This window comes from Flavonifractor sp. An82 (genome assembly GCF_002159265.1).
Lineage (GTDB): Bacteria > Bacillota > Clostridia > Oscillospirales > Oscillospiraceae > Flavonifractor.
Genome location: NZ_NFHG01000001.1, coordinates 490,098 through 511,399, shown reverse-complemented (window position 1 = coordinate 511,399; position 21,302 = coordinate 490,098). Strand labels below are relative to the sequence as shown.

General features: G+C 65.3%; 19 protein-coding genes. 5 read left to right on the top strand and 14 right to left on the bottom strand.

Going from position 1 to position 21,302, the window contains the following annotated elements; all coding sequences use genetic code 11:
- Positions 1-42 precede the first annotated feature (42 nt).
- The 6 genes from B5G34_RS18665 to purB form a co-directional block, all read right to left on the bottom strand.
- Complete coding sequence (locus tag B5G34_RS18665) at positions 43-573, bottom strand: tyrosine-type recombinase/integrase (RefSeq protein ID WP_158100239.1); 531 nt, start codon at positions 571-573, stop codon at positions 43-45.
- 92 nt (positions 574-665) lie between these two features.
- Complete coding sequence (locus tag B5G34_RS18660) at positions 666-1,667, bottom strand: hypothetical protein (protein ID WP_162609407.1); 1,002 nt, start codon at positions 1,665-1,667, stop codon at positions 666-668.
- A gap of 1,231 nt (positions 1,668-2,898) precedes the next feature.
- Positions 2,899-3,570, bottom strand: a complete 672-nt coding sequence (locus B5G34_RS02900; RefSeq protein WP_087334049.1) for an ATP-binding protein — start codon at positions 3,568-3,570, stop codon at positions 2,899-2,901.
- Positions 3,571-4,053 (bottom strand): replication initiator protein A, encoded by a 483-nt coding sequence (locus B5G34_RS02895; protein WP_087334047.1) that lies wholly within the window; start codon positions 4,051-4,053, stop codon positions 3,571-3,573.
- 120 nt (positions 4,054-4,173) lie between these two features.
- Positions 4,174-5,157, bottom strand: coding sequence for an ATP-dependent 6-phosphofructokinase (locus tag B5G34_RS02890; RefSeq protein ID WP_087334046.1), 984 nt, complete (start codon positions 5,155-5,157; stop codon positions 4,174-4,176).
- A gap of 34 nt (positions 5,158-5,191) precedes the next feature.
- Positions 5,192-6,631 carry an adenylosuccinate lyase gene (purB, locus tag B5G34_RS02885; RefSeq protein ID WP_087334044.1) on the bottom strand — a complete coding sequence of 480 codons (1,440 nt, stop codon included), beginning with the start codon at positions 6,629-6,631 and terminating at the stop codon, positions 5,192-5,194.
- A 152-nt stretch (positions 6,632-6,783) separates the two neighbouring features.
- On the opposite strand from purB, the gene pap reads away from it, so the two are divergent.
- Positions 6,784-8,256 (top strand): polyphosphate:AMP phosphotransferase, encoded by a 1,473-nt coding sequence (pap, locus tag B5G34_RS02880; protein WP_087334042.1) that lies wholly within the window; start codon positions 6,784-6,786, stop codon positions 8,254-8,256.
- 55 nt (positions 8,257-8,311) lie between these two features.
- Here pap and B5G34_RS02875 read toward each other — a convergent pair whose 3' ends face one another.
- On the bottom strand, positions 8,312-9,049 hold the full coding sequence (locus tag B5G34_RS02875) for a hypothetical protein (protein WP_087334040.1): 738 nt from the start codon (positions 9,047-9,049) through the stop codon (positions 8,312-8,314).
- Positions 9,050-9,061: 12 nt separating this feature from the next.
- Positions 9,062-10,390 (bottom strand): Mur ligase family protein, encoded by a 1,329-nt coding sequence (locus B5G34_RS02870; protein ID WP_087334038.1) that lies wholly within the window; start codon positions 10,388-10,390, stop codon positions 9,062-9,064.
- A gap of 199 nt (positions 10,391-10,589) precedes the next feature.
- Here B5G34_RS02870 and B5G34_RS02865 point away from each other — a divergent pair, with 199 nt between their 5' ends.
- The 3 genes from B5G34_RS02865 to B5G34_RS02855 are packed head-to-tail and all read left to right on the top strand — an operon-like array spanning position 10,590 to position 13,750.
- On the top strand, positions 10,590-10,967 hold the full coding sequence (locus B5G34_RS02865; protein ID WP_087334036.1) for a BlaI/MecI/CopY family transcriptional regulator: 378 nt from the start codon (positions 10,590-10,592) through the stop codon (positions 10,965-10,967).
- Entirely contained in the window at positions 10,964-13,516 is a 2,553-nt protein-coding gene (locus B5G34_RS02860; protein WP_087334033.1) for a M56 family metallopeptidase, read from the top strand. Before B5G34_RS02865 ends, B5G34_RS02860 begins: the two co-directional genes overlap by 4 nt.
- 54 nt (positions 13,517-13,570) lie before the next feature.
- A complete protein-coding gene (locus B5G34_RS02855) occupies positions 13,571-13,750 on the top strand; it encodes a hypothetical protein (protein ID WP_087334031.1) in 180 nt (59 codons plus the stop codon).
- A gap of 57 nt (positions 13,751-13,807) precedes the next feature.
- On the opposite strand, the gene B5G34_RS02850 is transcribed toward B5G34_RS02855, so the two are convergent.
- Entirely contained in the window at positions 13,808-14,314 is a 507-nt protein-coding gene (locus tag B5G34_RS02850; RefSeq protein WP_087334029.1) for an amidase domain-containing protein, read from the bottom strand.
- A 97-nt stretch (positions 14,315-14,411) separates the two neighbouring features.
- Positions 14,412-15,377, bottom strand: a complete 966-nt coding sequence (fba, locus tag B5G34_RS02845; protein ID WP_087334028.1) for a class II fructose-1,6-bisphosphate aldolase — start codon at positions 15,375-15,377, stop codon at positions 14,412-14,414.
- Positions 15,378-15,509: 132 nt separating this feature from the next.
- Here fba and B5G34_RS02840 point away from each other — a divergent pair, with 132 nt between their 5' ends.
- Complete coding sequence (locus tag B5G34_RS02840; RefSeq protein ID WP_087334027.1) at positions 15,510-16,751, top strand: 6-phosphofructokinase; 1,242 nt, start codon at positions 15,510-15,512, stop codon at positions 16,749-16,751.
- Positions 16,752-16,807: 56 nt separating this feature from the next.
- Here B5G34_RS02840 and B5G34_RS02835 read toward each other — a convergent pair whose 3' ends face one another.
- The 4 genes from B5G34_RS02835 to B5G34_RS02820 all read right to left on the bottom strand — a co-directional run bounded on the left by B5G34_RS02835 (position 16,808) and on the right by B5G34_RS02820 (position 21,129).
- Positions 16,808-18,454 (bottom strand): acyl-CoA dehydratase activase, encoded by a 1,647-nt coding sequence (locus B5G34_RS02835; RefSeq protein ID WP_087334025.1) that lies wholly within the window; start codon positions 18,452-18,454, stop codon positions 16,808-16,810.
- Positions 18,451-19,731 carry a 2-hydroxyacyl-CoA dehydratase family protein gene (locus tag B5G34_RS02830; RefSeq protein ID WP_242956777.1) on the bottom strand — a complete coding sequence of 427 codons (1,281 nt, stop codon included), beginning with the start codon at positions 19,729-19,731 and terminating at the stop codon, positions 18,451-18,453. Before B5G34_RS02830 ends, B5G34_RS02835 begins: the two co-directional genes overlap by 4 nt.
- Before the next feature lie 94 nt (positions 19,732-19,825).
- Positions 19,826-20,725 carry a DNA/RNA non-specific endonuclease gene (locus B5G34_RS02825; RefSeq protein ID WP_087334024.1) on the bottom strand — a complete coding sequence of 300 codons (900 nt, stop codon included), beginning with the start codon at positions 20,723-20,725 and terminating at the stop codon, positions 19,826-19,828.
- The gene (locus tag B5G34_RS02820; protein ID WP_087334022.1) at positions 20,722-21,129 is read right to left on the bottom strand and encodes a ribonuclease Z; all 408 of its coding nucleotides are present in this window, start codon (positions 21,127-21,129) and stop codon (positions 20,722-20,724) included. Before B5G34_RS02820 ends, B5G34_RS02825 begins: the two co-directional genes overlap by 4 nt.
- Positions 21,130-21,302 lie beyond the last annotated feature (173 nt).

Here is a 21,302-nt window from a genome sequence, read left to right as displayed (position 1 = left end):
TACCACAGGCGGGGCCGGTGTGTCAACTGGGAATTGACGATGTCACCAGACGGTGATGCCGCCGCGCCCGGTCTTTGCCTTGCCCTTGGCGGTCATGAGCCGGTCGGCCATGGCGTAGATCATGGTGGTGGCACAGCTGCCGTGGTTGAGCGCCCGGCGCACCCGGTCCAGGTCGCCGTACTTGCGCAGCAGCTCCACGGCGTAGACCTTGCGGAAGCTGTGGGGCCCCACGTTCTGGACCAGCCGGAACGCCTTGGCGGCCCGCTTCACGTCGGCCCATACGGCCTGCCGGGTCCTGGGCTTGGCCGGGTTGCGGCCCGGAAAGGCCCAGACCTCCCCGGCCTGGGCCTTGATGTCGCGCAGCAGGCCCGCAGGCAGGCCCACCTGCCTGCGCTTGCCTGTCTTGCGCTCCACCACCCAGAAGTGGGGCGCAAGCTGCTGCGTCCGTAGGGCCAGCACGTCCCCCACCCGCAGGCCGGTGTGTAAACAGACCCGGCAGACCAGCCGGTTTGACGGCGTGAGGGCGGCCAGAACGTGGCCCACCTCCCGCTCCAACAGGTATCCTGTCCTCATGCATCCTCCCTTCTGCCCCCCGGATTCCGGGGGGCACTTTGCCGCCCCGCCCCGCCTGGGCCCTCTGGGCCCCAGGCTTTGGGCGGTCGGCTTCACTTTCCGAAAATTGTCAACTGCTCCTGATTCTCGAACTGGTATTCGGGCGCTTTGGTCCGCCGCCCAGCGCTCCGCGCACAGGCGGACATAGCCCACGCAGCTGTGGACGGCGCACTGACCCCACCAGGGGCAGCGCAGCGCAGGTCCCATCCCTGCCACTGTGGTTCCTCCTCTCTTGCCACTGGCCGGGTCCGGACCAGGACGAAGGACAGCCCGGCCTCCGGCACGTCGAAGTGGTGGACCCCGCCCTCCGGGGCCAGGTCCACCGCCTCCCGGATGCTCACGTCGGCGAACTCCACCGCCGGGCGCTGGAGATCGCCTCCGGAGTAGTACCATCGCCCGCCGGGCTTGTCGCCCTGCTTGCCGATGTACTTGCAGACGTAGCCCACAGCGGCGTGGTAGTCGCCATAGAGTTCGATGGCGGTGGTGAAGCCCAGGGACCAGGCGGGGAGGTTGTAGACGGGGTGCCCTTCCCTGTCCCTGTGGCCGCTGTCCACGGCCTTCACCGCGTCGTTGAAGAAGCCGTGGAAGTGGATGGCCCCGTCCTTGTGCCGTTCCGGCACCAGGACGTAGGCCAGGCCGTGGCGGCGCACCTGGTTGTCCAACCAGGCGTTGAGCCGCCGGGTGATGCTGGCCATGTCGTAGCGGTCCACCTTGGCCTGGTCCAGGGTGAGGGTGACGAACCAGCGGAAGGGGTTGGCCAGTGCCAGGTCCCGGACCTGGGCCCTGGCCCTGCGCAGGGAGCGGTCCAGATTGTCCCGCCCCCTGACCTCCGGGGGCCTCTCGGGAGTCTCCTGGGCCCGCCTGCGGCGAGGCGGGCGCTCCCCGGCCCTCTCCCATCCCTGGGGATGGAAGATGGCCTGATCGCAGACCAGGACCTCCCTGGAGCCGTCGGGATAGGTCTTGACCCTGGCGGTATGACACAGGCCGCCCCGGCCAGAGCCGGACCGAGCCAGCAGCGCCGAAACGCTCATGGGATTCTTGATGAAGTCGTCCATGGGTCTGGTGGGTGACGGAATACTGTCCCTGTATCAAGTAAGGGAGCCCGGCAGCGTGACCGCATGGAGCCGGGTCCTGCCCCCCGTCGAGGGGGGCGGCCCCGGTTGTTCCGCCGCTGGTGAGCGGCGGAACATCATCGGTATGCTCGGCCTTGGCCCCCCTGCGCTCCGGTCGGCCCGCTGCGGGCCTTGCCCGGCGGCCCGGCCTCCGCTCCGGGCTTGCTCCCGGCCTGGGCCCCTGCGGCCCCCTGGGCCGCGCTGGCCCTGGCTCGGGCCCCCTCCGCTCCCTTTGGGTCGCTGTGGGGGTCGCTTCGGCCTGTCGGCGGGCCGCCTGCGCCCGTCGGCGCGGTCCCGGTGCTCCCCCGGCGGCCCCCGCTGCGGCGTGGGCGGGTCCGGGCGTGGGCGGGCTTGCCTCGCCCCCGCCTCGGCCCCCGGCGTGGGGGTCGTGCGGTCCCCCCTGCGCGCCGCTGCGGGCTCGCTGCGGGGGTGCTCGCCCTTGGGCTGCTCCGGGCGGCCCTTCGCCCCGTCCGCGCCGCGCCGGTGCCCCCTCCCCGGGCCCCTGTCGGGCGGCCCGGCTATCGCCATGGGCCGCCGCGCCTTCCTCCCTCCGGGGGGCGCTGGGGGCGGCCTGCGGCCGCCCTTTGCCGCGCCGCGCCCCCCTCCGTTGGGGTATCAGACCGCGCAGCGGCGGTCAAGGGTCCAGCCAGGCGGCCAGGGGCCGCCCTTGACCGCCTCCCCCGGCCCGATCTTCGGACAGCAAGGGGCGGCGCGGTGGGGCCTGGGTCTTGACAACCTGGAACATCTGTGCTACCATGGGTGATGCAGGGGCGTCCCGCTCTCCACCGCCAGCCGCAAGGCTGGACGTAGGCCATGGTGGAGGGCGGGCGCTTTCTTTTTGCCCTTCCCCCTCCCGTCCCCCCTCCCGTGGGAGGGGGGAGGCGCAGGGGCATGGGGCCGCGCTGCGGCCCCCGCTCCCGCCACGGGCGGGGACGAAAGAAGGGAGTACGGACCTCTCCGCACTCCCTGTTATCTGCACCTTGCCCCGCCTTGTACTCAACAAAACGGCAGTTTATTTTGTTGAGTTTATAGTTGAGGCCCACAGGGGTCCCCCCGGCGGGTCCGGCCCCGGCCAAATTCCGGCCTCCGGCTCTCCGCCGCTCCAACAAAATAAAAAACGCTGTTGTGTGATTTGCATTTGCAAACTCAACGATACCATCCCGCGCCGGCTTTGTCAATCCGCCGGGCCGTCGGCCTCCAGCAGCTCCTTAGCCCGGCGGAGCTTCTGGGCGGCCTTTTCCCGCCGCAGGCTGGGCCCGTCGAAGCACACCGGCACACAGCGCTCCAGCACCCGGTCATGGATACGTCCGTCGTCCCGGTCGGCGTCTTTCAGCTCCTTCAGGGTCAGATTTGTGGTGACGATCATGGGCAGCCCCGACAGATACCGGCGGTTGACGATCTCGTACACCTGCTCCCGGGCGTACGGTGTCCGCCGCTCCACGCCGAAGTCGTCCAGGATGAGCAGCCCGCAGGAGGTCAGCTCCTCCAGATACTGGATGCGCCCCTCGCCGGTCATGCCGAACAGGTTGAGCAGCGCCTCGCCCAGAGTGATGAGCCGCACCTTCACCTCCCGGTCCGTCAGGGCGTTGGCGATGCAGGCGGCGGCGAAGGTCTTCCCTGTGCCCGCCGGGCCCCAGAACAGCAGGCCCATATTCTCCCGGTACATCTCCGGCCAGTGGTCCACATACCGCCGGGCGTAGGACAGCTGGGGCACGCCCCCGCTGTCCCGGTCAAAGGTGCAGTTCATCAGCCCCTGGGCGGAGCCGAACACCCGCTTGCGCTTCTGGGCAATGCGTCGGACCCGTTCCTGCTCCATAGCCTTGCGCAGCAATTCCTCCTCATCCAATTATAAACTCTCCTCCTCTTCATATTGATAAGAAAGGTGGTTCTCTTTTTGCGGTTCCCTTAGGTTGTTAGGGGATCCTTTTTGCACCCGGTCTGGGGTCCTTTTCGCACCAGGTCCCGGGTCTTTTTGGCCCCTGCCCCCGGTGCAAAAAGCGTCCTCGGGCAGGTACAAAAAAATTTGGCTGGCCTCCCCCCGCTTTGGGACCATCCGGTAAATCAAACCTGCCCGCTCCAGTTCGGCCAGCCTGCGCTTGACTGCGGTCGTCCCCCTCCCCAGCGCCGCCGCCAGTTTTGGAATGGGAAAGCGCACGTACACCCACCCCTCCCGGTCCCACCAGCCGTTCTTCTGGGACAGGGTGGCCCGGTCCAGCAGCAGGGCGTAGAGCAGCAGGGCCGTCCCCGACAGATCCAGCTCCAGCAGGGCTCTGGGCAGGGGCAGATAATTGGTCAGCCCCCCTCCCCTGGCATAGCGCACCAGCTTCATGGTCCTCCCCCCTTTCACCTATGGGGTGTTTGGGGGGATTTGTTGCACGTTTGGGTACACCCAAGGGCAAAAAAAGGCGGAGACGCGGCATTTGCCGCGCCTCCGCGCTGAGGTATGTACTTACTGCACGCCGGTGAGGGCCCGCATGACGGTGTAGGTCTGCTGGTCCAGACCCTTCTTCATGGCCAGGGCCTCGTGGATGTCGTAGTCCACATAGGACTCGCCGTCCATGGCCACCACCCGGCAGGTCTTGCCCTCGGCCAGCAGCCGCACGGCCTCATAGCCCATGTAGGTGGCGGCAACACGGTCCCGCAGAGAGGGCGCGCCGCCACGCTGGACGTGGCCCAGGATAGTCACGCGGGTGTCCAGAGAGGTGGCCTCGTGGATGTGCTTGGCGATCTCATAGGCGCCGCCCTCCACGCCCTCGGCCACGATGATCATGAAGTGGGTGCGTCCGGCCAGACGGGCCCGGCGGATGGGCTCGATCAGGTCCTCCTCGTAGTTGACCACCTGCTCGGGCACCACCACGGCGGTGGCGCCGCAGGCCACGCCCACGTTGAGGGCCACATGGCCGGCGTGACGGCCCATGACCTCCACCACGGAGCAGCGCTCGTGGGACTGCATGGTGTCCCGCAGCTTGTCGATGGACTCCAGGGCGGTGTTGCAGGCGGTGTCAAAGCCGATGGTGTAGGTGGAGCAGGCGATGTCGTTGTCGATGGTGCCGGGGATGCCGATGACGCTCAGGCCCTTGTCAGCCAGGGTGAGCAGGCCCCGGAAGGTGCCGTCGCCGCCGATGCCCACCAGGGCGTCCAGCCCCAGCAGCTTGCAGGTGGCGGCTGCCCGCTCCCGGCCCACCTCGGACTTGAAGTCCTCGCTGCGGGCGGAGTACAGCATGGTGCCGCCCCGGCGGGACAGACCGCTGACGCTGTCGAAATCCAGGGGCACAAAGTCGCCGTTGATGAGGCCGTGATAGCCCCGGCGGATGCCGATACACTCGATGCCCATGTGAACGGCGGTACGCACCACCGAACGGATGGCCGCGTTCATGCCGGGGGCGTCGCCTCCGCTGGTAAATACGCCAATGCGTCGAACTGCCTTTTCCATGACAATTACCTCCTTGTATTTCCCGAAACCTTGGTTATACCTTCAGCTCTGCGGTCTTGCCCTCCAGAGCATGGGGATAGCGGGCCAGCACCGGCTCCACCTCTTCGGTCAAAAACTCCTCCACCTGCTCCGGGCAGCGGCCGATGTAGCGGCTGGGCTCCAGATGGGCGGTGAGCTCCTCCCGGCTGAGCATGGCGAAGGCCGGGTCGGCGGCGATGAGGTCGATCAGGTTGTTGGACAGGCCCAGGTCCTTCACGTTGGCCCCCGCCTGCTGGCTGAGCACCCGGATGCGCTCGTGGAGGTCCTGGCGGTTGCCCCCCTTCTTGACGGCGTCCATCATGATGTTCTCGCTGGCCATGAAGGGCAGCTCCTCCAGCACGTGCTTCTCAATGACCTTCTCGTGGACCACCAGGCCGTCGGCTACGTTGGCCCAGATGTTGAGGATGGCGTCCACCGCCAGGAAGGCCTCGGGCACGCTGAGGCGCTTGTTGGCCGAGTCGTCCAGGGTGCGCTCGAACCACTGGCTGGCGGCGGTCACGGCGGGGTTGACCGCGTCGGCCATCACATAGCGGGCCAGGGCGCAGATGCGCTCGCAGCGCATGGGGTTGCGCTTGTAGGGCATGGCGGAGGAACCGATCTGGTTCTTCTCAAAGGGCTCCTCCACCTCCTTCAGGTGGCAGAGCAGCCGCATGTCGGTGGCAAACTTGCTGGCGGACTGGGCGATGCCGGACAGGGTGGAAACCACCTGATAGTCCACCTTCCGGGAGTAGGTCTGCCCCGACACGGCGGCGGTGGCCTCAAAGCCCATCTCGGCGGCGATCTTCTTGTCCAGCTCCCGGCACTTGGCATGGTCCCCGTCAAAGAGCTCCAGGAAGGAGGCCTGGGTGCCGGTGGTGCCCTTGCAGCCCAGCAGCTTCAGATTGGCGATGCGGTACTCCACATCGGCCAGGTCCAGCAGCAGCTCGTTCATCCACAGGGTGGCCCGCTTGCCCACGGTGACCAGCTGGGCAGGCTGGAAATGGGTGAAGCCCAGGGTGGGCAGAGCCTTGTACTGCCGGGCGAACTTGGCCAGCTTGTCCAGCACACGCACCAGCTCGTCCCGGATGAGGCACAGGCCCTCCCGCATGAGGATCACGTCGGTGTTGTCCCCCACGTAGCAGCTGGTGGCCCCCAGGTGGATGATGGGCATGGCGTTGGGGCAGGCCTCGCCGTAGGTGTGGACGTGGGCCATTACGTCGTGGCGCAGCTTCTTTTCGTACTGGGCGGCTTTGTCGTAGTCAATGTCGGTGAGATGGGCTTCCAGCTCAGCCACCTGCTCGGCACTTACCGGCAGACCCAGCTCCATCTCGGCCCGGGCCAGGGCCACCCACAGCCGCCGCCAGGTGGAGAACTTCTTGTCCGGGGAGAAGATGTACTGCATCTGGTCGCTGGCGTAGCGGGAGGACAGGGGACTTTCGTAACGGGCGTGATCCATGGCATAAAACCTCTTTTTCGTAAAATCGACTCAATACAGTATACTATAAAATGGGCCCAGCGACAAGGAAAACTTCCGCCGGGGCAAAGGCTTGTCATGGCAGGCCAGAGGGTGTAAACTGGAACCAAACCCACATAAAGGAGGCATGAGCCATGCTCAGTGACTTTATCTTTCACACCGAACGGCGGACCGAGGCCGAGTGCAAGGCCCTGCTGAAGGTACGCCGTGGAGAGCTGGCCGCCCTGCAGCACCGGCTGGACCAGGCGGGCCTGCCGGTGATCGTGCTGCTGGAGGGGTGGAGCGCCGCCGGCAAGGGCCGCACCATCCAGTCCCTCATCCGGGAGCTGGACCCCCGGTTTTTCAAGGTGATCAGCGTCAACTCCCCCACCGAGACCGAACGGCGCTGGCCCTTTCTCAAGCGCCATTTTGAGACCATCCCCGCCGCCGGCAAGGTGCTCTTCCTGGACACCGGCTGGATGGAGGAGACCGTCCAGGCCTATCTGCGGGGAGATCTGTCCGACCGGGAGTATGAGCACCGGCTGGAGAGCATCAATATCTTCGAGCGGCAGCTGGCCGCCGGGGGCTACCTGCTGGTAAAGCTCTTCCTCCACATCGACCCGGAGACCCAGAAGGAGCGGCTGGACAACCTGGCCGCCGACAAGGACACCGCCTGGCGGTGCAACGAGGCCGACCGGCGGCAGAACAAGAACTACGAACGGCAGCTGGCGGTGTTCGACCGCTATCTGGCCGCCACGGACAAGCCCTGGGCCCCCTGGAAGGTCATCGACAGCACCCAGGCCGCCCAGGCCAATCTGGCGGCGGCGGACTGGCTCCACGACCAGATCTGCGCCGCCCTGAAAAACCGGCCCTCCCCTGTCCATCCGGCCTATCAGTGGCCTCTGGCCCCCACCCTGCCCCTGGAGCAGGTGAAGCTGGACAAGGTGCTGGAGGAGCGGGACTACCGCAGGCAGCTCAAGAAGTGCCGGAAAAAGCTGGCCGCCCTCCACAACGAGCTTTATCGCAAGAAGGTGCCGGTGGTCATCGTGTACGAGGGCTGGGACGCCGCCGGCAAGGGGGGCAACATCAAGCGGCTGGCCTCCTCCCTGGACCCCCGCGGGTATGAGGTCCTCCCCATCGCCGCCCCCACCAAGGACGAGCTGGCCCGCCACTACCTGTGGCGGTTCTGGACGCGCCTGCCCAAGACGGGGCACATCGCCATCTTCGACCGCAGCTGGTACGGCCGGGTGATGGTGGAGCGGCTGGAGGGCTTCTGCACCACCGACGACTGGCAGCGGGCCTTTGACGAGATCAATGAGTTCGAGCAGGAGCTCACCGACAGCGGCATGGTGGTCATCAAGTTCTGGGTGCAGATCGACAAGGACACCCAGCTGGAGCGGTTCAACCAGCGGCAGGCGGACCCGGCCAAGCAGTGGAAGATCACCGAGGAGGACTGGCGCAACCGGGACAAGTGGGACGCCTATCAGGTGGCGGTGGACGAGATGCTCCAGCGCACCAGCACCACCTTTGCCCCCTGGCACATCCTGGAGTCGGTGGACAAGCGCTACGCCCGCATCAAGGCCATGAAGACCGTCATTGAGGCCCTGGAGCAGGCCCTGCGCCCGTAACCCCCACCCACTAACCACAAAAAAATGGCCGCCATTTGGCGGCCATTTTTGCGTTTCACTTCTTTGCCAGGGCGGACAGCTCCTCCAAGGTCACCTGGTAGGCCTGTTCGGCGTGAATCAGCCAGTCCGGCTCCTCCCCGGGCACCGGCAGGATCTCCCCCCTGTTTTGCAGGATGCGCTCGGCGATCCAGGCCAGGAAGGCCGGGTTCTTCACCAGCACCGGCCCGGTAATGTGGGTGCCCACCACATTGCCGTGGCGGAAGCCCTCAGGGCCTCCCTCCTGCTCATTGCCCATGCCCATGGTCATACCCTCAAAGAGGGGCTCCTCCACCCCGTCGGTGTGGGAGCACTTGTTCATAAAGCCCACCACCGGCTCGGGGAACAGGCCGGTTTTGGCAATGGCGTCGTGGGGTACTCGCTTGTCGGTCTCCACGGTGGCAAAGCCCCCAAAGCCCAGGCCCTCATGGGCCGTCCCCTTCTGGTCGGTAATGGAGGCCCCCAGCAGCTCCATGGCGTTGCCGGTAAAGAGCACCACAGCGTGCTCCGCCGCCTCCTTCAGGGCGTCCTTGTAGGGGGCCAGCCAGCCCAGCGCCGCCTTCTGGGTGCGCTCGGTGCCCGCCCCCATGTAGATGAGGTCGGCCCCGGTAAAGTCGGGAGCCTGGTCGCAGTCCACGGCCTGGATCTCCACCTGAGCTCCCCGCCAGGTGAGATAGCGCCCCAGCAGGGTGAGATTGGCGTACTCCCCGTACAGGCTCATGGCCTCGGGGTAGAGATGCAGCAGTTTGATGTTCATGTCCACCCCTCCTTATTCCGTCCGCTGGACCCGGCTGAGCAGCTTGTCCCGGTCGGAGAAGCAGGTGACCACGTACAGGTCCTCTTCCCCGTCCTTCTCCAGCAGCTCCGCCGCCTGGGCCACGGTGTCCAGGCACACGATCTTGTCCTGGGGCACCGCCGAGCAGTCAAACCGCAGGGCCAGGTCGTTGACATACTTGCCGCACAGCACCACCCGCTTCACGTGGGGGGCGGAGAGCTGGTCGAAGTCGATGTCCCACAGCCAGCTGGTCTCGCCGGTGAAGTATTTGCGGCTGATGGCGTCCACAATGACCAGCACCGAGCAGTCCTTGCCGGTATCCTTAATATACCGCAGGTTGGTGTCGTAGGCCACCGAGTTTTCGTGCTTGCTGGTGAGCAGGGTGCCGTGGTGCTTGCCCAGGGTGAAGGTGACCATCCGGCCGTTTTTCAGGATGTAGCTACCCAGCACGTCGGCAATGGTCTTCTTGTCCACTCCGCACAGCCGGCACAGGGACCAGGCCGCCAGGATGTTGTACACGTTATAGATGCTGCGGAAGCTGAGGGCAATCTCGGTGTCCCCGTCCAGCACCAGCTTGCCCTCCTTCAGGTCCAGGCTGGTGGCGGCAAAGTCGGGGTCGTGGCGGTGGTGACCGCAGACGGTGCAGCGGTAGTGGCCCACCTGATTGTAGTGGTAAAGGGTGTACTCCATTTTGCCTTTACACACCGGGCACCGGGCGCCGTCGTGGTAGATGCCGTGATGTTCCGCCGTGGCCCCCTCCCAGGCCTCCAGGCCGAACCACTTTACCTTGTCGTGGCCCTGGGCGAAGCAGGACACCAGGGGATCGTCAGCGTTGAGCACCAGGGTGGTGTCGTCGTGGATGGCGGGCAGGATGGCGTCATACACCCACTCGGGATGGCCGTTGCGGGTGAGCTGATCCCGGTACAGGTTGGTGATGACGAAGTGGGTGGGATGGAACCACTTGAAGCTGTAGCGGGCGTAGCGCTCGTCGCTCTCCAGCAGCAGCACGTCCCCCTTCATCTTCCCCCCCAGGGTGCAGTGGGTGAGGATGAGGGTGGTGACGCCCTCGATCTGGTTGGAGCCCTCAGCGTTGTACACCACGTCCTTGCCGGCGGCCCGCAGCACCGAGGCGATCATCTCCACAGTGGAGGTCTTGCCGTTGGAGCCGGTGACGGCGATGACGTAGGAGGGCAGCTTGACCCGGCGCAGCACGTCGGGACACAGCTTGAGGGCGAACTGACCGGGGAGGCTGCTGCCCTTCCCCACCAGCTTGCCCACGAAGCGCAGAGCCTTGCACAGAATGATGGACAGGGCCATTCTCATGGACATTCACTCCTTATCCGAATGCGTGCCTTATATTATACCCATCATGGTCGGCGGAAGTCAACGGCCCCGAACCGTTTGGCGGGGATTTTGTCGGGATAGGGGGCGGAGCCAAAACATTTGGTTGACAAGTGTCTACCTATGTGATATGCTCCAATCAGAAGAGGTAGACAACTGTACACCAATGGAGGGATGCCCTATGAAGATCCACCTGTCCGACGGCGAATGGAAGCTGATGGACCGCCTGTGGGAGGACGGCCCGGCCACCATTACCCAGCTGACCCACGCCCTGGCGGGGGACACCGGCTGGTCCAAGCACACCATCATCTCCATGCTCTCCCGTCTGGAGGCCAAGGGTGCGGTGACCCACCGGGAGGAAGGCCGGGCCAAGGAGTACACCCCCCTGCTCCCCCGCCAGCAGGCGGAGGAGACCGCCACCCGCCACTTCCTGGACAAGGTATACGGCGGCAGCCTGGGGCTGATGATGAGCACCCTGGTGGACAGCCGGGCCCTGACCCAGGAGGACATTGACCAGCTCTCCGCCATTCTGGAGCAGGCAAAGGAGGCGTCGTCATGAAAGAAGTCATCCTCACATCATCGGTCCTGATCCTGGCTCTCATCCTGTTTCGGTTCCTCTTCCGCAGCACCATCCCACGTCGGGTGCAGTACGCCCTGTGGGCCCTGGTGCTGGTGCGGCTGCTGGTGCCGGTGCAGGTGCCCGACCTGCCCATCGTTTCGGTGCTGGAGGTGAGCCGGCAGGCCGGGCAGCAGATCACCGCCGCTCTGGAGCGGCCGGTGGCACTGGCTCCCGTCCGGGAGCAGACGACGGAGGACCCCGTCCAACCGGCAACCGGTCCGGCCACGGAAAACACCCAGACCCAGGCGTTTGAAGGCCGCCCCACCGCCGGAGAGACCAGCGCCGCCCTCCCCACCTCCACCGTCTCCCCGGCCCGGGTGCTGGACGTGGTGTGGAAGGCTGGCATGGCCGCCATGGCTCTGTTCTTCCTGATCGCCAACCTGCGGTTCCGGCTGGCGCTGAACAGGAGCCGGGTCCCCTTCCCTGTGGCGGACTGTCCCCTGCCGGTCTATCTCAGCGACCGGCTCTCCTCCCCCTGTCTGGTGGGACTGGTCCGGCCCGCCATTTACCTCACCCCCGCCGCCGTCCGGTCGGACCGGCTGGACTATGTGCTCCTCCATGAGCGCACCCATGCCAGGCATCTGGACCCCCTGTGGGCTCTGCTGCGGTGCCTGTGCCTCACCATCTACTGGTTCCACCCCCTGGTGTGGGCGGCGGCCCTCCTGTCCCGGACAGACTGCGAGCTGGCCTGTGACGAGGGGGCCATGGCGGCCCTGGACCACCACCGGCGTCTGGACTACGGCCGTACCCTGCTGGCTCTGGTGCCGGTGTCCGGCCGTCCCGCCAATCCCCTGCTGGCCGCCACCACCATGGCCTCCGGCAGGCGGCAGCTGAAGGACCGCATCACCCGCATCGCCCATCATAAGCGCCCGGTGCTGGCAGCTATACTGGCGGCGGTGCTGCTGGCAGGGCTGGCGGGGGCCTGTACCTTCGCCGGGCCCAGGACCGCCGAGTATGAGAGCGGCACCTTTACCCTGTACGTTTCCGACCTGACCCCCTATACCGCGCCTACCTTCCAGCCCAGCCCGGACGACAGAGCGTTTTCCTCTTTCTGCGCAGGGGTAGACTCCTTCCGGGCCAAGGACGGCAGCGTCTACCCCGCCCTGGCCTCCGCGTCCACAGACGATTCCATTCCCTGGATCAAGCATGCCGCCGCTCCCGTTCTGTCCATTCAGTCCATCCAGCACGACTCCGGGCAGGGGCTGCAGAACACCTACCAGAGTCACTGCTATTCAGGGCTGTTCGGCACCTACGGCCTGATCTCCGTCTACCCCGGCATCCTGCCTGAGCAGCAGGAGAACTGGGTGTATGACTTCTTCGCCATGGACGAGACGCGGGGTGAGCTGTACCTGCTGCTGCGGGCCTGCGGCACTGCCGGCGGTCAGCTGCTGACCCAGGACCTGAACGGGGACGGGACCTATGAGCTATTTACCGACCAGCAGCTCATCCTCCAGCGGGAGGATACCCTCTGCGTCGTGGACTATGCCGGGCTGCTGGCGGAGCACTGGCCCGCCTTCCGCACCCTGGAGGAGGCCCGGCTGGCCGCCGGAGGCAGCTGCATCCTCCTCTCGGGCACCATGGAGGACCCAAACGGCCACACCGCCTCCTTCCTGCGCACCCTCACCCTCAGCGGGGATGCCCTTACGGTGGCGCAGCCCGCCATAGCAGCGGAGGGCGCTGTGACCGTCCCCCTGGCGGAGCTGGCGGTGTATGAAGCGCTCAGCGACCCGGCGCCAACGTCGTGGAGCAGCTCCACCAGGTACGGAGACAATTACAGCGATGATTTTCACTTCGGCATCAACGTCCAGAAGGACGGCAGCTACTCCCCCTATCTCTCCCTGGACAACGACGCCGTGGTGCCCGCCTTTGACCGCTTCCCCCGGGGGATCGTGAACGGCAACCGCTGCCTGGACGACTTCACCGCCCTGTTGGGCTATGAGGGCCTGCTGGTGGGCTGGAGCGCCAACTCTGCCCTGTCGGACAGCGTGACCGACTGGACCATCGACCTGTACCGCTGGAATGAGACGGAGGGCCTGGTTCGCTTCCTGCGGGCAGAGAGCACCTTCCAGCAATCCGTGCGCATCGTGGACCTGGACGGAGATGGGGACTGCGAGCTGGTCACCGATCGGCAGTTCTTCTTCCGCCGGGGCGGGACCGTCTATACCATCGCCTATGAGGACTTTTTAAAGGAGCGCTGGCCCGCCTTCTTCCGACTGGATACCGTCATAGCTGACCCGCTGGAGGGCCGCCTGGTGCTGGCTGGTATCTGCCGGGATGGAAGGGGCGGCACCGCCCCCTTCCTGCACACCCTCACCCTCGGCGAGGATGGTCTGACCCTCACCCGCCCTGACACAGACGGACCGGTGACCGTTCCCACAGAAGAACTGGCGGTGTACCGGCCGGAAAACAGCCCGGTCCCGCCCCCTGACGAGGGCCGGCGGCTGCTGGGCACCACCATCCCGGACCAGCTGAGCGCGGGGATCTATTAGGGCGGAGACCACAGCCTCTATCCGGGGCTGACCGCCCTCTCCCCGGACGGCGTTGTGGCAGCCGACCTGCTGGCGCAGATCCGCCTGGCGGGCAGCGGAATGACCCTGGAGGGCTTTACCGGCCTGCTGGGGCAGGACGGCGTGCTGACCACCTGGGCGGACGAGGACGGAAACGCCGTCTCCTTCCGCCGGTATCTGGACCTGGAGGCCTCCGGCCTGATTCTGCATGATTGAGAAATTACAAAAGGCGGGCAGCCAACTGAACTGGCTGTCCGCCTTTTGCCTCATCTGCTACCCCTCTCGCCAGCCCCCCAGGATGTGGAGGTACCGGACGGCCCGGAAGGAATAATTGCTCAGAGGCTTGCGGTCCACGTCGTAGGAGTGGGCGGCCACCAGGGTATTGCGCAGGGTGGGCTGGGCGCCCGCCTGGACCACAATGGCGGTGTGGGTAAAGCCCTCTCCCCGGGGATTGAACTGGACAAAGTCACCCGGCAGCAGCAGGTCCAGACTTGTCTCCACGGCGTAGGGGCCGGGCCGCACCTGGGTCTGGGTCAGGTAGCGGTAAAAAAACTCCACTCCTGACCAGGCCGGGGCCTTGTTGTTGGCGTCCAGGTAGTACCAGCCGTAGTCCGGGGTGTAGTCCATCACCCCGATGCCGGCGTACAGGCACTGGGAGGCGAAGCTGGTGCAGTCGCCCCCCACCTCCTCATAGTCGTAATAGGCCGGGTTGCGGCCAAAGGCCCACCGGTGGGCGTAGCGCACCGCGGCGCGGCGGTCATAGGGAACAGCTTCCCACATGGCATCTCTCTCCCTTCCCGCCATTCTATGCGGCCGCGGCTCAGGGCGCAAAAAAAGGAGAGGGTCTCCCCTCTCCTTTTATGGGTATGAAATTGGATTACGCCTTGCCGTCGCAGCCCAGAACGTAAACCAGCTTGTGCTTCACCAGCTCCTTGATGGCGGCACGGGCGGGCTTCAGGTACTCGCGGGGGTCGAACTTGTCGGGATGATCGTTGAAGAACTTGCGGATGGTGCCGGTCATGGCCAGACGCAGGTCGGAGTCGATGTTGATCTTACACACAGCGCCCCGGGCGGCCTGACGCAGCTGCTCCTCGGGGATGCCCACGGCGTCGGGCATCTTGCCGCCGTTCTCGTTGACCATCTTCACGAACTCCTGAGGCACGGAAGAGGAGCCATGGAGCACGATGGGGAAGCCGGGCAGACGGCGTACGACCTCGTCCAGGATGTCGAAGCGCAGGGGCGGGGGAACCAGCTCGCCCTTCTCATTGCGGGTGCACTGAGCGGCAGTGAACTTGTAAGCGCCGTGGCTGGTGCCGATGGCGATGGCCAGGGAGTCACAGCCGGTCTTGGTCACGAACTCCTCCACCTCTTCGGGGCGGGTGTAGTGGGAGTCGGCGGCGGACACATTGACCTCGTCCTCCACGCCGGCCAGAGCGCCCAGCTCGGCCTCGACGACGACGCCGTGGTCGTGAGCGTACTCAACCACCTTCTTGGTGATCTCGATGTTCTCGGCGAAGGGCTTGGAGGAGGCGTCGATCATGACGGAGGTGAAGCCGCCGTCGATGCAGCTCTTGCAGGTCTCGAAGCTGTCGCCGTGGTCCAGATGCAGGCAGATGGGCAGGCCGGTCTCAATGATGGCGGCCTCCACCAGCTTGACCAGGTAGGTGTGGTTGGCGTAGGCGCGGGCGCCCTTGGACACCTGGAGGATCAGGGGGGCGTTGACTTCCTTGGCAGCCTCGGTGATGCCCTGGACGATCTCCATGTTATTGACATTGAAGGCGCCGATGGCGTAGCCGCCGTTATAGGCCTTCTGGAACATTTCCTTGGTAGTTACGAGAGGCATATCAGTCATCTCCTTTTTTTATTGCACCATGATTTTAGCAGGTCTCCTTGATAATTTCAAGAGGACGTGATATGATATTCCCGCAAAATCAAAATTTGTAAAAATTTTTTCAACCAACAGGAGGCAACTTTCATGAGTGAACTGAGAGGCGCTTGTATCATCGGCCAGTCCGGCGGCCCCACCGCCGTCATCAACGCCAGTGCTCTGGGGGTCATCCGCACCGCCCTGGACACCGACTGCATCACCCGGGTGCTGGGCGCTGCCCACGGCATCAAGGGCGTGCTGGACGACAAGCTGTACGATATGGGTCAGGAGGACGCCGCCGAGCTGGATCTGCTCAAGTACACCCCCTCCTCCGCCCTGGGCTCCTGCCGCTATAAGCTGGCCGACCCCGACAAGGACGACACCGACTACAAGCGTATCCTTGAGATCTTCAAGAAGTACGACGTGCGCTACTTCTTCTATAACGGCGGCAACGACTCCATGGACACCTGCAACAAGATCTCCAAGTATATGCAGAAGGTGGGCTATGAGTGCCGCATCATGGGCGTGCCCAAGACCATCGACAACGACCTGAACGGCACCGACCACTGCCCCGGCTTCGCCTCTGCCGCCAAGTATATCGCCACCTCCTGCGCCGAGGTGTGGCAGGACGCCCACGTCTATGACACCGGCATGGTCACCGTCATCGAGATCATGGGCCGTCACGCCGGCTGGCTGGCCGGCTCCGCCGCCCTGGCTTCCGTGGCCGGCTGCGGCCCCGACCTGGTCTACCTGCCCGAGACCGACTTCGACATGGACCAGTTCGTCAAGGACGTGACCGACATCTACAACAAGACCGGCAAGTGCATGGTGGCCGTGTCCGAGGGCATCCACTACGCCGACGGCCGCTTCGTGTCCGAGGCTGAGACCTCCGCCACCGACGGCTTCGGTCACGCTCAGCTGGGCGGCCTGGCCGTCAAGCTGGCCGACATCATCAAGAACAAGACCGGCGCCAAGGTCCGCGGTATCGAGCTGTCCCTGCTGCAGCGCTGCGGCTCCCACGTGGGCTCCAAGACCGACATCGACGAGGCCTTCCTGGCCGGCAAGACCGCCGTGGACGCCGCTGTGGCCGGCACCACCGACAAGATGGTGGCCTTCCAGTGCACCCGCGACGGCGGCTACAAGTGCGAGACCGTGCTGCAGCCCCTGGACATCGTGGCCAACTTTGAGAAGAAGGTGCCCCGCGAGTGGATCAACGAGGCCGGCAACGGCGTGAAGCAGGAGTTCGTGGACTACGTCCTGCCTCTGATCCAGGGCGAGGCCAACGGCCCCAAGGAGAACTCTCTCCCCCGCTTTGCCCGCCTGAAGAAGGTCCTCACCGTCGACATGTAATCCAACCGACAAAAAGAGCCGTTCCCATCACGGGAACGGCTCTTTTCTTCTGTCTGTCAGGCCTCCATGGCGAAGAGGGCGGCCCCCAGAGCTCCGTTGAGCTGGGCACGGTCGGAGACAATGAGCTCCACCCCCAGCTCCCGCTGGATGGCCTCCACCACCCCACGGTTCTTGGACACGCCGCCGGTCATCATATAGTTGGCCTCGCCTCCCAGGCGGCGGCACAGAGCGGCGGTGCGGGACGCCACCGACTGGTTCAGGCCGTGGATAATGTCTCCCCGGTCCTTGTTCTGGGCGATGAGGGACACCACCTCCGACTCGGCAAAGACGGTACACATGGAGGAAATGGCGATGTCCTCCTTCCACTCCAGCCCCGCCCAGCTCATCTCCTCCATGGACAGCTCCAGGGTGCGGGCCATCAGCTCCAAAAACCGGCCGGTGCCGGCGGCGCACTTGTCATTCATCAGGAAGTTGACCACGTTGCCCTGGTCGTCCAGCCGGATCACCTTGCTGTCCTGGCCGCCGATGTCGATGATGGTGCGCACAGTGGGGTCCAGGAAGTAGGCCCCCTTGGCGTGGCAGGTGATCTCGGTGATGGACTTGTCCCCGATCTGGATGGCGGAGCGGCCGTAGCCGGTGGTGACGGTGGCGGCAATGTCCTCCATGGTCAGTCCACCCTGCTTCAGGGCCTCCTCCAGGGCCCGCTCGGCCCCCGCCGAGGCCCCCGCGCCGGTGGGCAGGATCACCCCCGCCACCAGCTGCTTGTTGCGGTCCAGAATGGCCACGTCGGTGCTGGTGGACCCGCTGTCGATGCCCACATAATACCGTCCCTTGTTCATCTTGCTTGCTTCCTTTCTCCCCTCGGTGCGGGCCGGGGCCATGGTCTCGGCAAAGGCCTCCAGCCGGGTGCTCAGCTGCCCGCTGCTCCCCGCCGTATAGTCCGATTCCAGCTTGAGCATGGGCACCGTGAGCTCATGGCGCAGCTTGGAGTACTCAAAGCCGTAGTAGTCGCAGAATTTTACCGTGTGGTACACCACCCCCTTGAGGTGGGGGTCGTTGACCAGCTGCCGCCGCCCGGCGGCGTCGGTCATGCGCATGCAGGGGGTCTGCTCCAGCAGAGCCCCGGCGTACCACTCCATGAGGGCATCAAAGTCCAGGCCCGGGGGCGGCGCTGCCACGCTGCGGTTGTGGACGCAGGTGTCGTTGCGCACCGGCAGGGGCAGGGCCTCCTCCATGGCCTGAAAGAGCTTGTCCCCCACTCTCCCCCCCAGCACGCTGAGGTAGGGCTCGGTGGGCCGGTCCAGGGGCTGGAAGGCCGACCGGAAGGCCTTCTCGTCAAATTTCGTGCCCTTGTACGCCCCGTAAGCCTCCGCCAGACGCACCAGCTCCCCCTTCATCCGGGTGCGGGCGCACTGGTCGGTGCAGTGGAGCAGGTCCATCAGGTAGAGGAAGTCCAGCTTGCCGTGCTGGGCCAGAATGTCGTACACGCTGCGGATCACGTCGCAGCAGTTGACCAGCACCAGCTCCTTGATCTGCCCCGACAGGCAGGCCTCCAGCACCGCCTTGCCGAAGCCGCACAGGTTGGGGTGGCCCAGCTGATCGCTGAGGGGGAAGGAGTCGGGCATGTGGTCCAGCACCACGCAGTCGCCCCCCAGGGCGGCCAGCAGCTCCACCGGGGTGTATTTGCAGATATAGTGGGTCATGCCTGCCCCCCCTTTCCCTGTTTCAGCATCTCCACAAAGGCCTCCATGCGGGTGGCCAGCTGGCCCTCGCCGCCGTGGCTGCGGTCGCAGCCGTCCCCGTCCAGCACCAGGGTGGGAATACCGGCGGCCTCAAAGGTCTCCTTGGCCAGCTGGGCGCCGCCCAGGGTGTGCTTGCACCCCCAGTGGCAGAACCACACCGCCCCGTCGGCCTTCACCTGACGGGCGGTCTGTACCCCCTTCTCAATGCGCCGGGCCACCGGGCCGTTGAAGGCGGAGTACACCACCCGCTGGGCCATGGCCTGGTAGGGATCGTCCGAGAAGGAGGGCTGGATGCCCTCAAAGCACATGTCGCAGGCCACCACCTGCACCTTCCGGTTAAAGTCGGTGACCTGCCGGAGGGGTGCCACCCAGAAGGGGGTGGTGTGGTGCCACAGCAGCCGCACCCCCTCCGCCGGAGCCGCCCCCTCTGCGTCCTTCAGGCACTGGAGGGTGAAGGCCTCGGTCTCCGGGGTGCCCAGCAGGTTGTGGAGGGCAAAGGCGGCAAACATCTCCCCCGTCATCTCACAGGGGATGCACTTGTCCGCCTTCAGAGTGAGGTAGCGGTCGTAGTTGGCAAGGCTGCGGTTGCTGCGGGCCACCGCCTCCTCCAGGGCGGACTGGCTCAGCTTCTGACCGGTCTGCTGTTCCAGAAAAGCCACCATGTCCTTCAGCTGGCGGGCCACATGGTCCACGGCGCTCTGGTCTGTGTGGTAGGGGATGTCCAGGGTGAAGTGGGGCACGTCGAAGAACTGGGCCAGCCGCCGGAAGGTGAGCATGTTGGCGTCGCAGGCCAGAGTGGTATTGAGGATAAACCGGGGCTTGGGCATCAGGCCCTTTTCCGCCGCCCCGATGAAGATCTTGTGGTAGGAGCAGAAGGTCTCAGGCAGGCCCTCGCTCTCGGCGTAGCGGAGGAAGGTCCCCTCCGCCTGGGTGCCCGACAGGAAGCAGCCGAAGCCCTCGCAGGAATAGGGGGCCAGCCCCAGCACCTGGAGGGGCTCGCAGGGCAGGAACAGGCTGACCATAGCGGCCTTCTCCGGGTGGGCCAGAGGGGCGATCATGGACTCCATGGTCTGGACCGCCGCCATCTGGGCGGACCTGGCGGTGAGCTTGTGGGGAAAGAGCTTTAATTGCAGGTCTTTGGCCCGGTAGCCGGTGGCAAGCCATTTCCGGGCCTTTTCCGGGTCCTTTTCACACAGGGCCTGGATCCAGGCCCCGAAGGATGTGACGATGTCTTTCATGGGATACCTCGCTTGGGATGAAATGGATACGGGCGACCGGAAAGGACGCCCCTACAAAGAGGCAGGGGCGGGGTTTACCCCCGCCCGCTTCCCCTTAGGGTTTACAGATTCCGCAGGGGTCATACCCCTGATCAATGAGTTCCTGCCGGGTGCCGGTGTAGTCCTGCCGGTTGGCCTGGCTCATGCTCTCCACGCCGGAGCAGTCGGGCAGGTGAAACTTCTTGGAGCTGGTGTTGAGGACGTACTGCCCGTCCTCCTCCGAGCCGCCGGTGGTCTGGGCGGGGGCGGAGACCTGGGGGACCTCCTCCCCGCTGGCGGCGCTGGCCCCGGTGGCGTAGTCGATGGTGACGCCGGGCTGCACGTTGTAGGCGTACACGCAGAAGGTGACCCCTTCCCCGCTGTCCTCCACGCTGTAGCCCTCCATCAGCACGCCGGAGGCCACCAGGTTGTCCCCCTCAAAGATAGGGGTCACCCGGTAGAGCACGTGGTTGTCGGTCTCCTTGACGTAGTCGGCCACCATGTTCTCAAAGGGCAGCATGCCCTCCACGTTCATGTACCGGGTGCCGGTGATGAGGTTCTTCTCGTTGGCGTTCTCCCCGGTGAGCTGGAAGCCGATGAGGTGGCAGCGGTTATAGAGGTACTGGCCGTCGTACTCCACGTTGATCCAGCCGGTGGGCTTCACCGAGCTGATGCTCTCCCGGTCCTCGGTGGGCATGAGATCGGTGCCCACGCAGGCGTAGGTCACCCCGCAGCGGCCCAGTGCGTCCAGGTCGCTGTAGGACTCAAAGGAAGTGGTGGTGTAGTCCTCTTCGGTAAAGTAGGGCACGTTGTCGTTGACTGGCACATAGGGGCTGCCGTCGTAGGCGGGCAGGCTGGTCAGGTCGTAGGACCCGGCTGGGGCGGCGCTGGAGCCTGTGCCGCCGGTCTGGCCGCAGCCCGTCAGCAGGGCGCACAGCATGACCAGGGCCAGCAGGGCGGAAGAAAGGCGTTTCATTTGGTATAGACCTCCTTGGTCAGGGTTTTGTGGGAGGAGCCGGGAAACTCCATGACGGAAGACAGGGTAAACCGGTTTGCCGGGTCAAAGTCCAGATGCCGGTCGGCGGGATAGGTCCGATTCCAGCGGTACAGGATCAGCCCCTCCGCCCGGTCCAGCACCTGAGCCAGGGGCGGGAACTCAGCAAAGCAGTACTCCCCCGCCCCCGCCCGGTCCAGAAAGTCCCCCGACACCCGCAGGCTGGCGGGAGCGGGGTCAAACTGCTTGGCGGTATAGGGGCTTACCCACAGGGGGCGCTCCCCCACGGTTTGCAGCAGGTCGGAGCGCAGCAGCCTGTCCATGCTCTGCCGCCGGCCGTTGAAGGCCATGCCCCCTTTGTCGTCCACGCAGATCACCAGGATCATTCCCATGCCTCCTCTCCTGTATTGGAACGTGCGTTCAATTATAGCACCATCTTTTCCCGGTGACAAGTTGACAAGCCGGGGCTTGTGTGGTAGGATAGCTCTGCTCACTCGGAGGGCAAGCTGTTCAGAAGAAACGGTAAGCCGGATAAGGTGGCAGGCTGAGACGCCTGTTC

Bases quoted from the DNA above. Each gene is read 5' to 3' on its own strand.
- B5G34_RS18665 (WP_158100239.1), bottom strand. From the start codon at position 573: ATGAGGACAGGATACCTGTTGGAGCGGGAGGTGGGCCACGTTCTGGCC.
- B5G34_RS18660 (WP_162609407.1), bottom strand. From the start codon at position 1,667: ATGGACGACTTCATCAAGAATCCCATGAGCGTTTCGGCGCTGCTGGCT.
- B5G34_RS02895 (WP_087334047.1), bottom strand. From the start codon at position 4,053: ATGAAGCTGGTGCGCTATGCCAGGGGAGGGGGGCTGACCAATTATCTG.
- B5G34_RS02890 (WP_087334046.1), bottom strand. From the start codon at position 5,157: ATGGAAAAGGCAGTTCGACGCATTGGCGTATTTACCAGCGGAGGCGAC.
- purB (WP_087334044.1), bottom strand. From the start codon at position 6,631: ATGGATCACGCCCGTTACGAAAGTCCCCTGTCCTCCCGCTACGCCAGC.
- pap (WP_087334042.1), top strand. From the start codon at position 6,784: ATGCTCAGTGACTTTATCTTTCACACCGAACGGCGGACCGAGGCCGAG.
- B5G34_RS02875 (WP_087334040.1), bottom strand. From the start codon at position 9,049: ATGAACATCAAACTGCTGCATCTCTACCCCGAGGCCATGAGCCTGTAC.
- B5G34_RS02870 (WP_087334038.1), bottom strand. From the start codon at position 10,390: ATGAGAATGGCCCTGTCCATCATTCTGTGCAAGGCTCTGCGCTTCGTG.
- B5G34_RS02865 (WP_087334036.1), top strand. From the start codon at position 10,590: ATGAAGATCCACCTGTCCGACGGCGAATGGAAGCTGATGGACCGCCTG.
- B5G34_RS02860 (WP_087334033.1), top strand. From the start codon at position 10,964: ATGAAAGAAGTCATCCTCACATCATCGGTCCTGATCCTGGCTCTCATC.
- B5G34_RS02850 (WP_087334029.1), bottom strand. From the start codon at position 14,314: ATGTGGGAAGCTGTTCCCTATGACCGCCGCGCCGCGGTGCGCTACGCC.
- fba (WP_087334028.1), bottom strand. From the start codon at position 15,377: ATGCCTCTCGTAACTACCAAGGAAATGTTCCAGAAGGCCTATAACGGC.
- B5G34_RS02840 (WP_087334027.1), top strand. From the start codon at position 15,510: ATGAGTGAACTGAGAGGCGCTTGTATCATCGGCCAGTCCGGCGGCCCC.
- B5G34_RS02835 (WP_087334025.1), bottom strand. From the start codon at position 18,454: ATGACCCACTATATCTGCAAATACACCCCGGTGGAGCTGCTGGCCGCC.
- B5G34_RS02830 (WP_242956777.1), bottom strand. From the start codon at position 19,731: ATGAAAGACATCGTCACATCCTTCGGGGCCTGGATCCAGGCCCTGTGT.
- B5G34_RS02825 (WP_087334024.1), bottom strand. From the start codon at position 20,725: ATGAAACGCCTTTCTTCCGCCCTGCTGGCCCTGGTCATGCTGTGCGCC.
- B5G34_RS02820 (WP_087334022.1), bottom strand. From the start codon at position 21,129: ATGATCCTGGTGATCTGCGTGGACGACAAAGGGGGCATGGCCTTCAAC.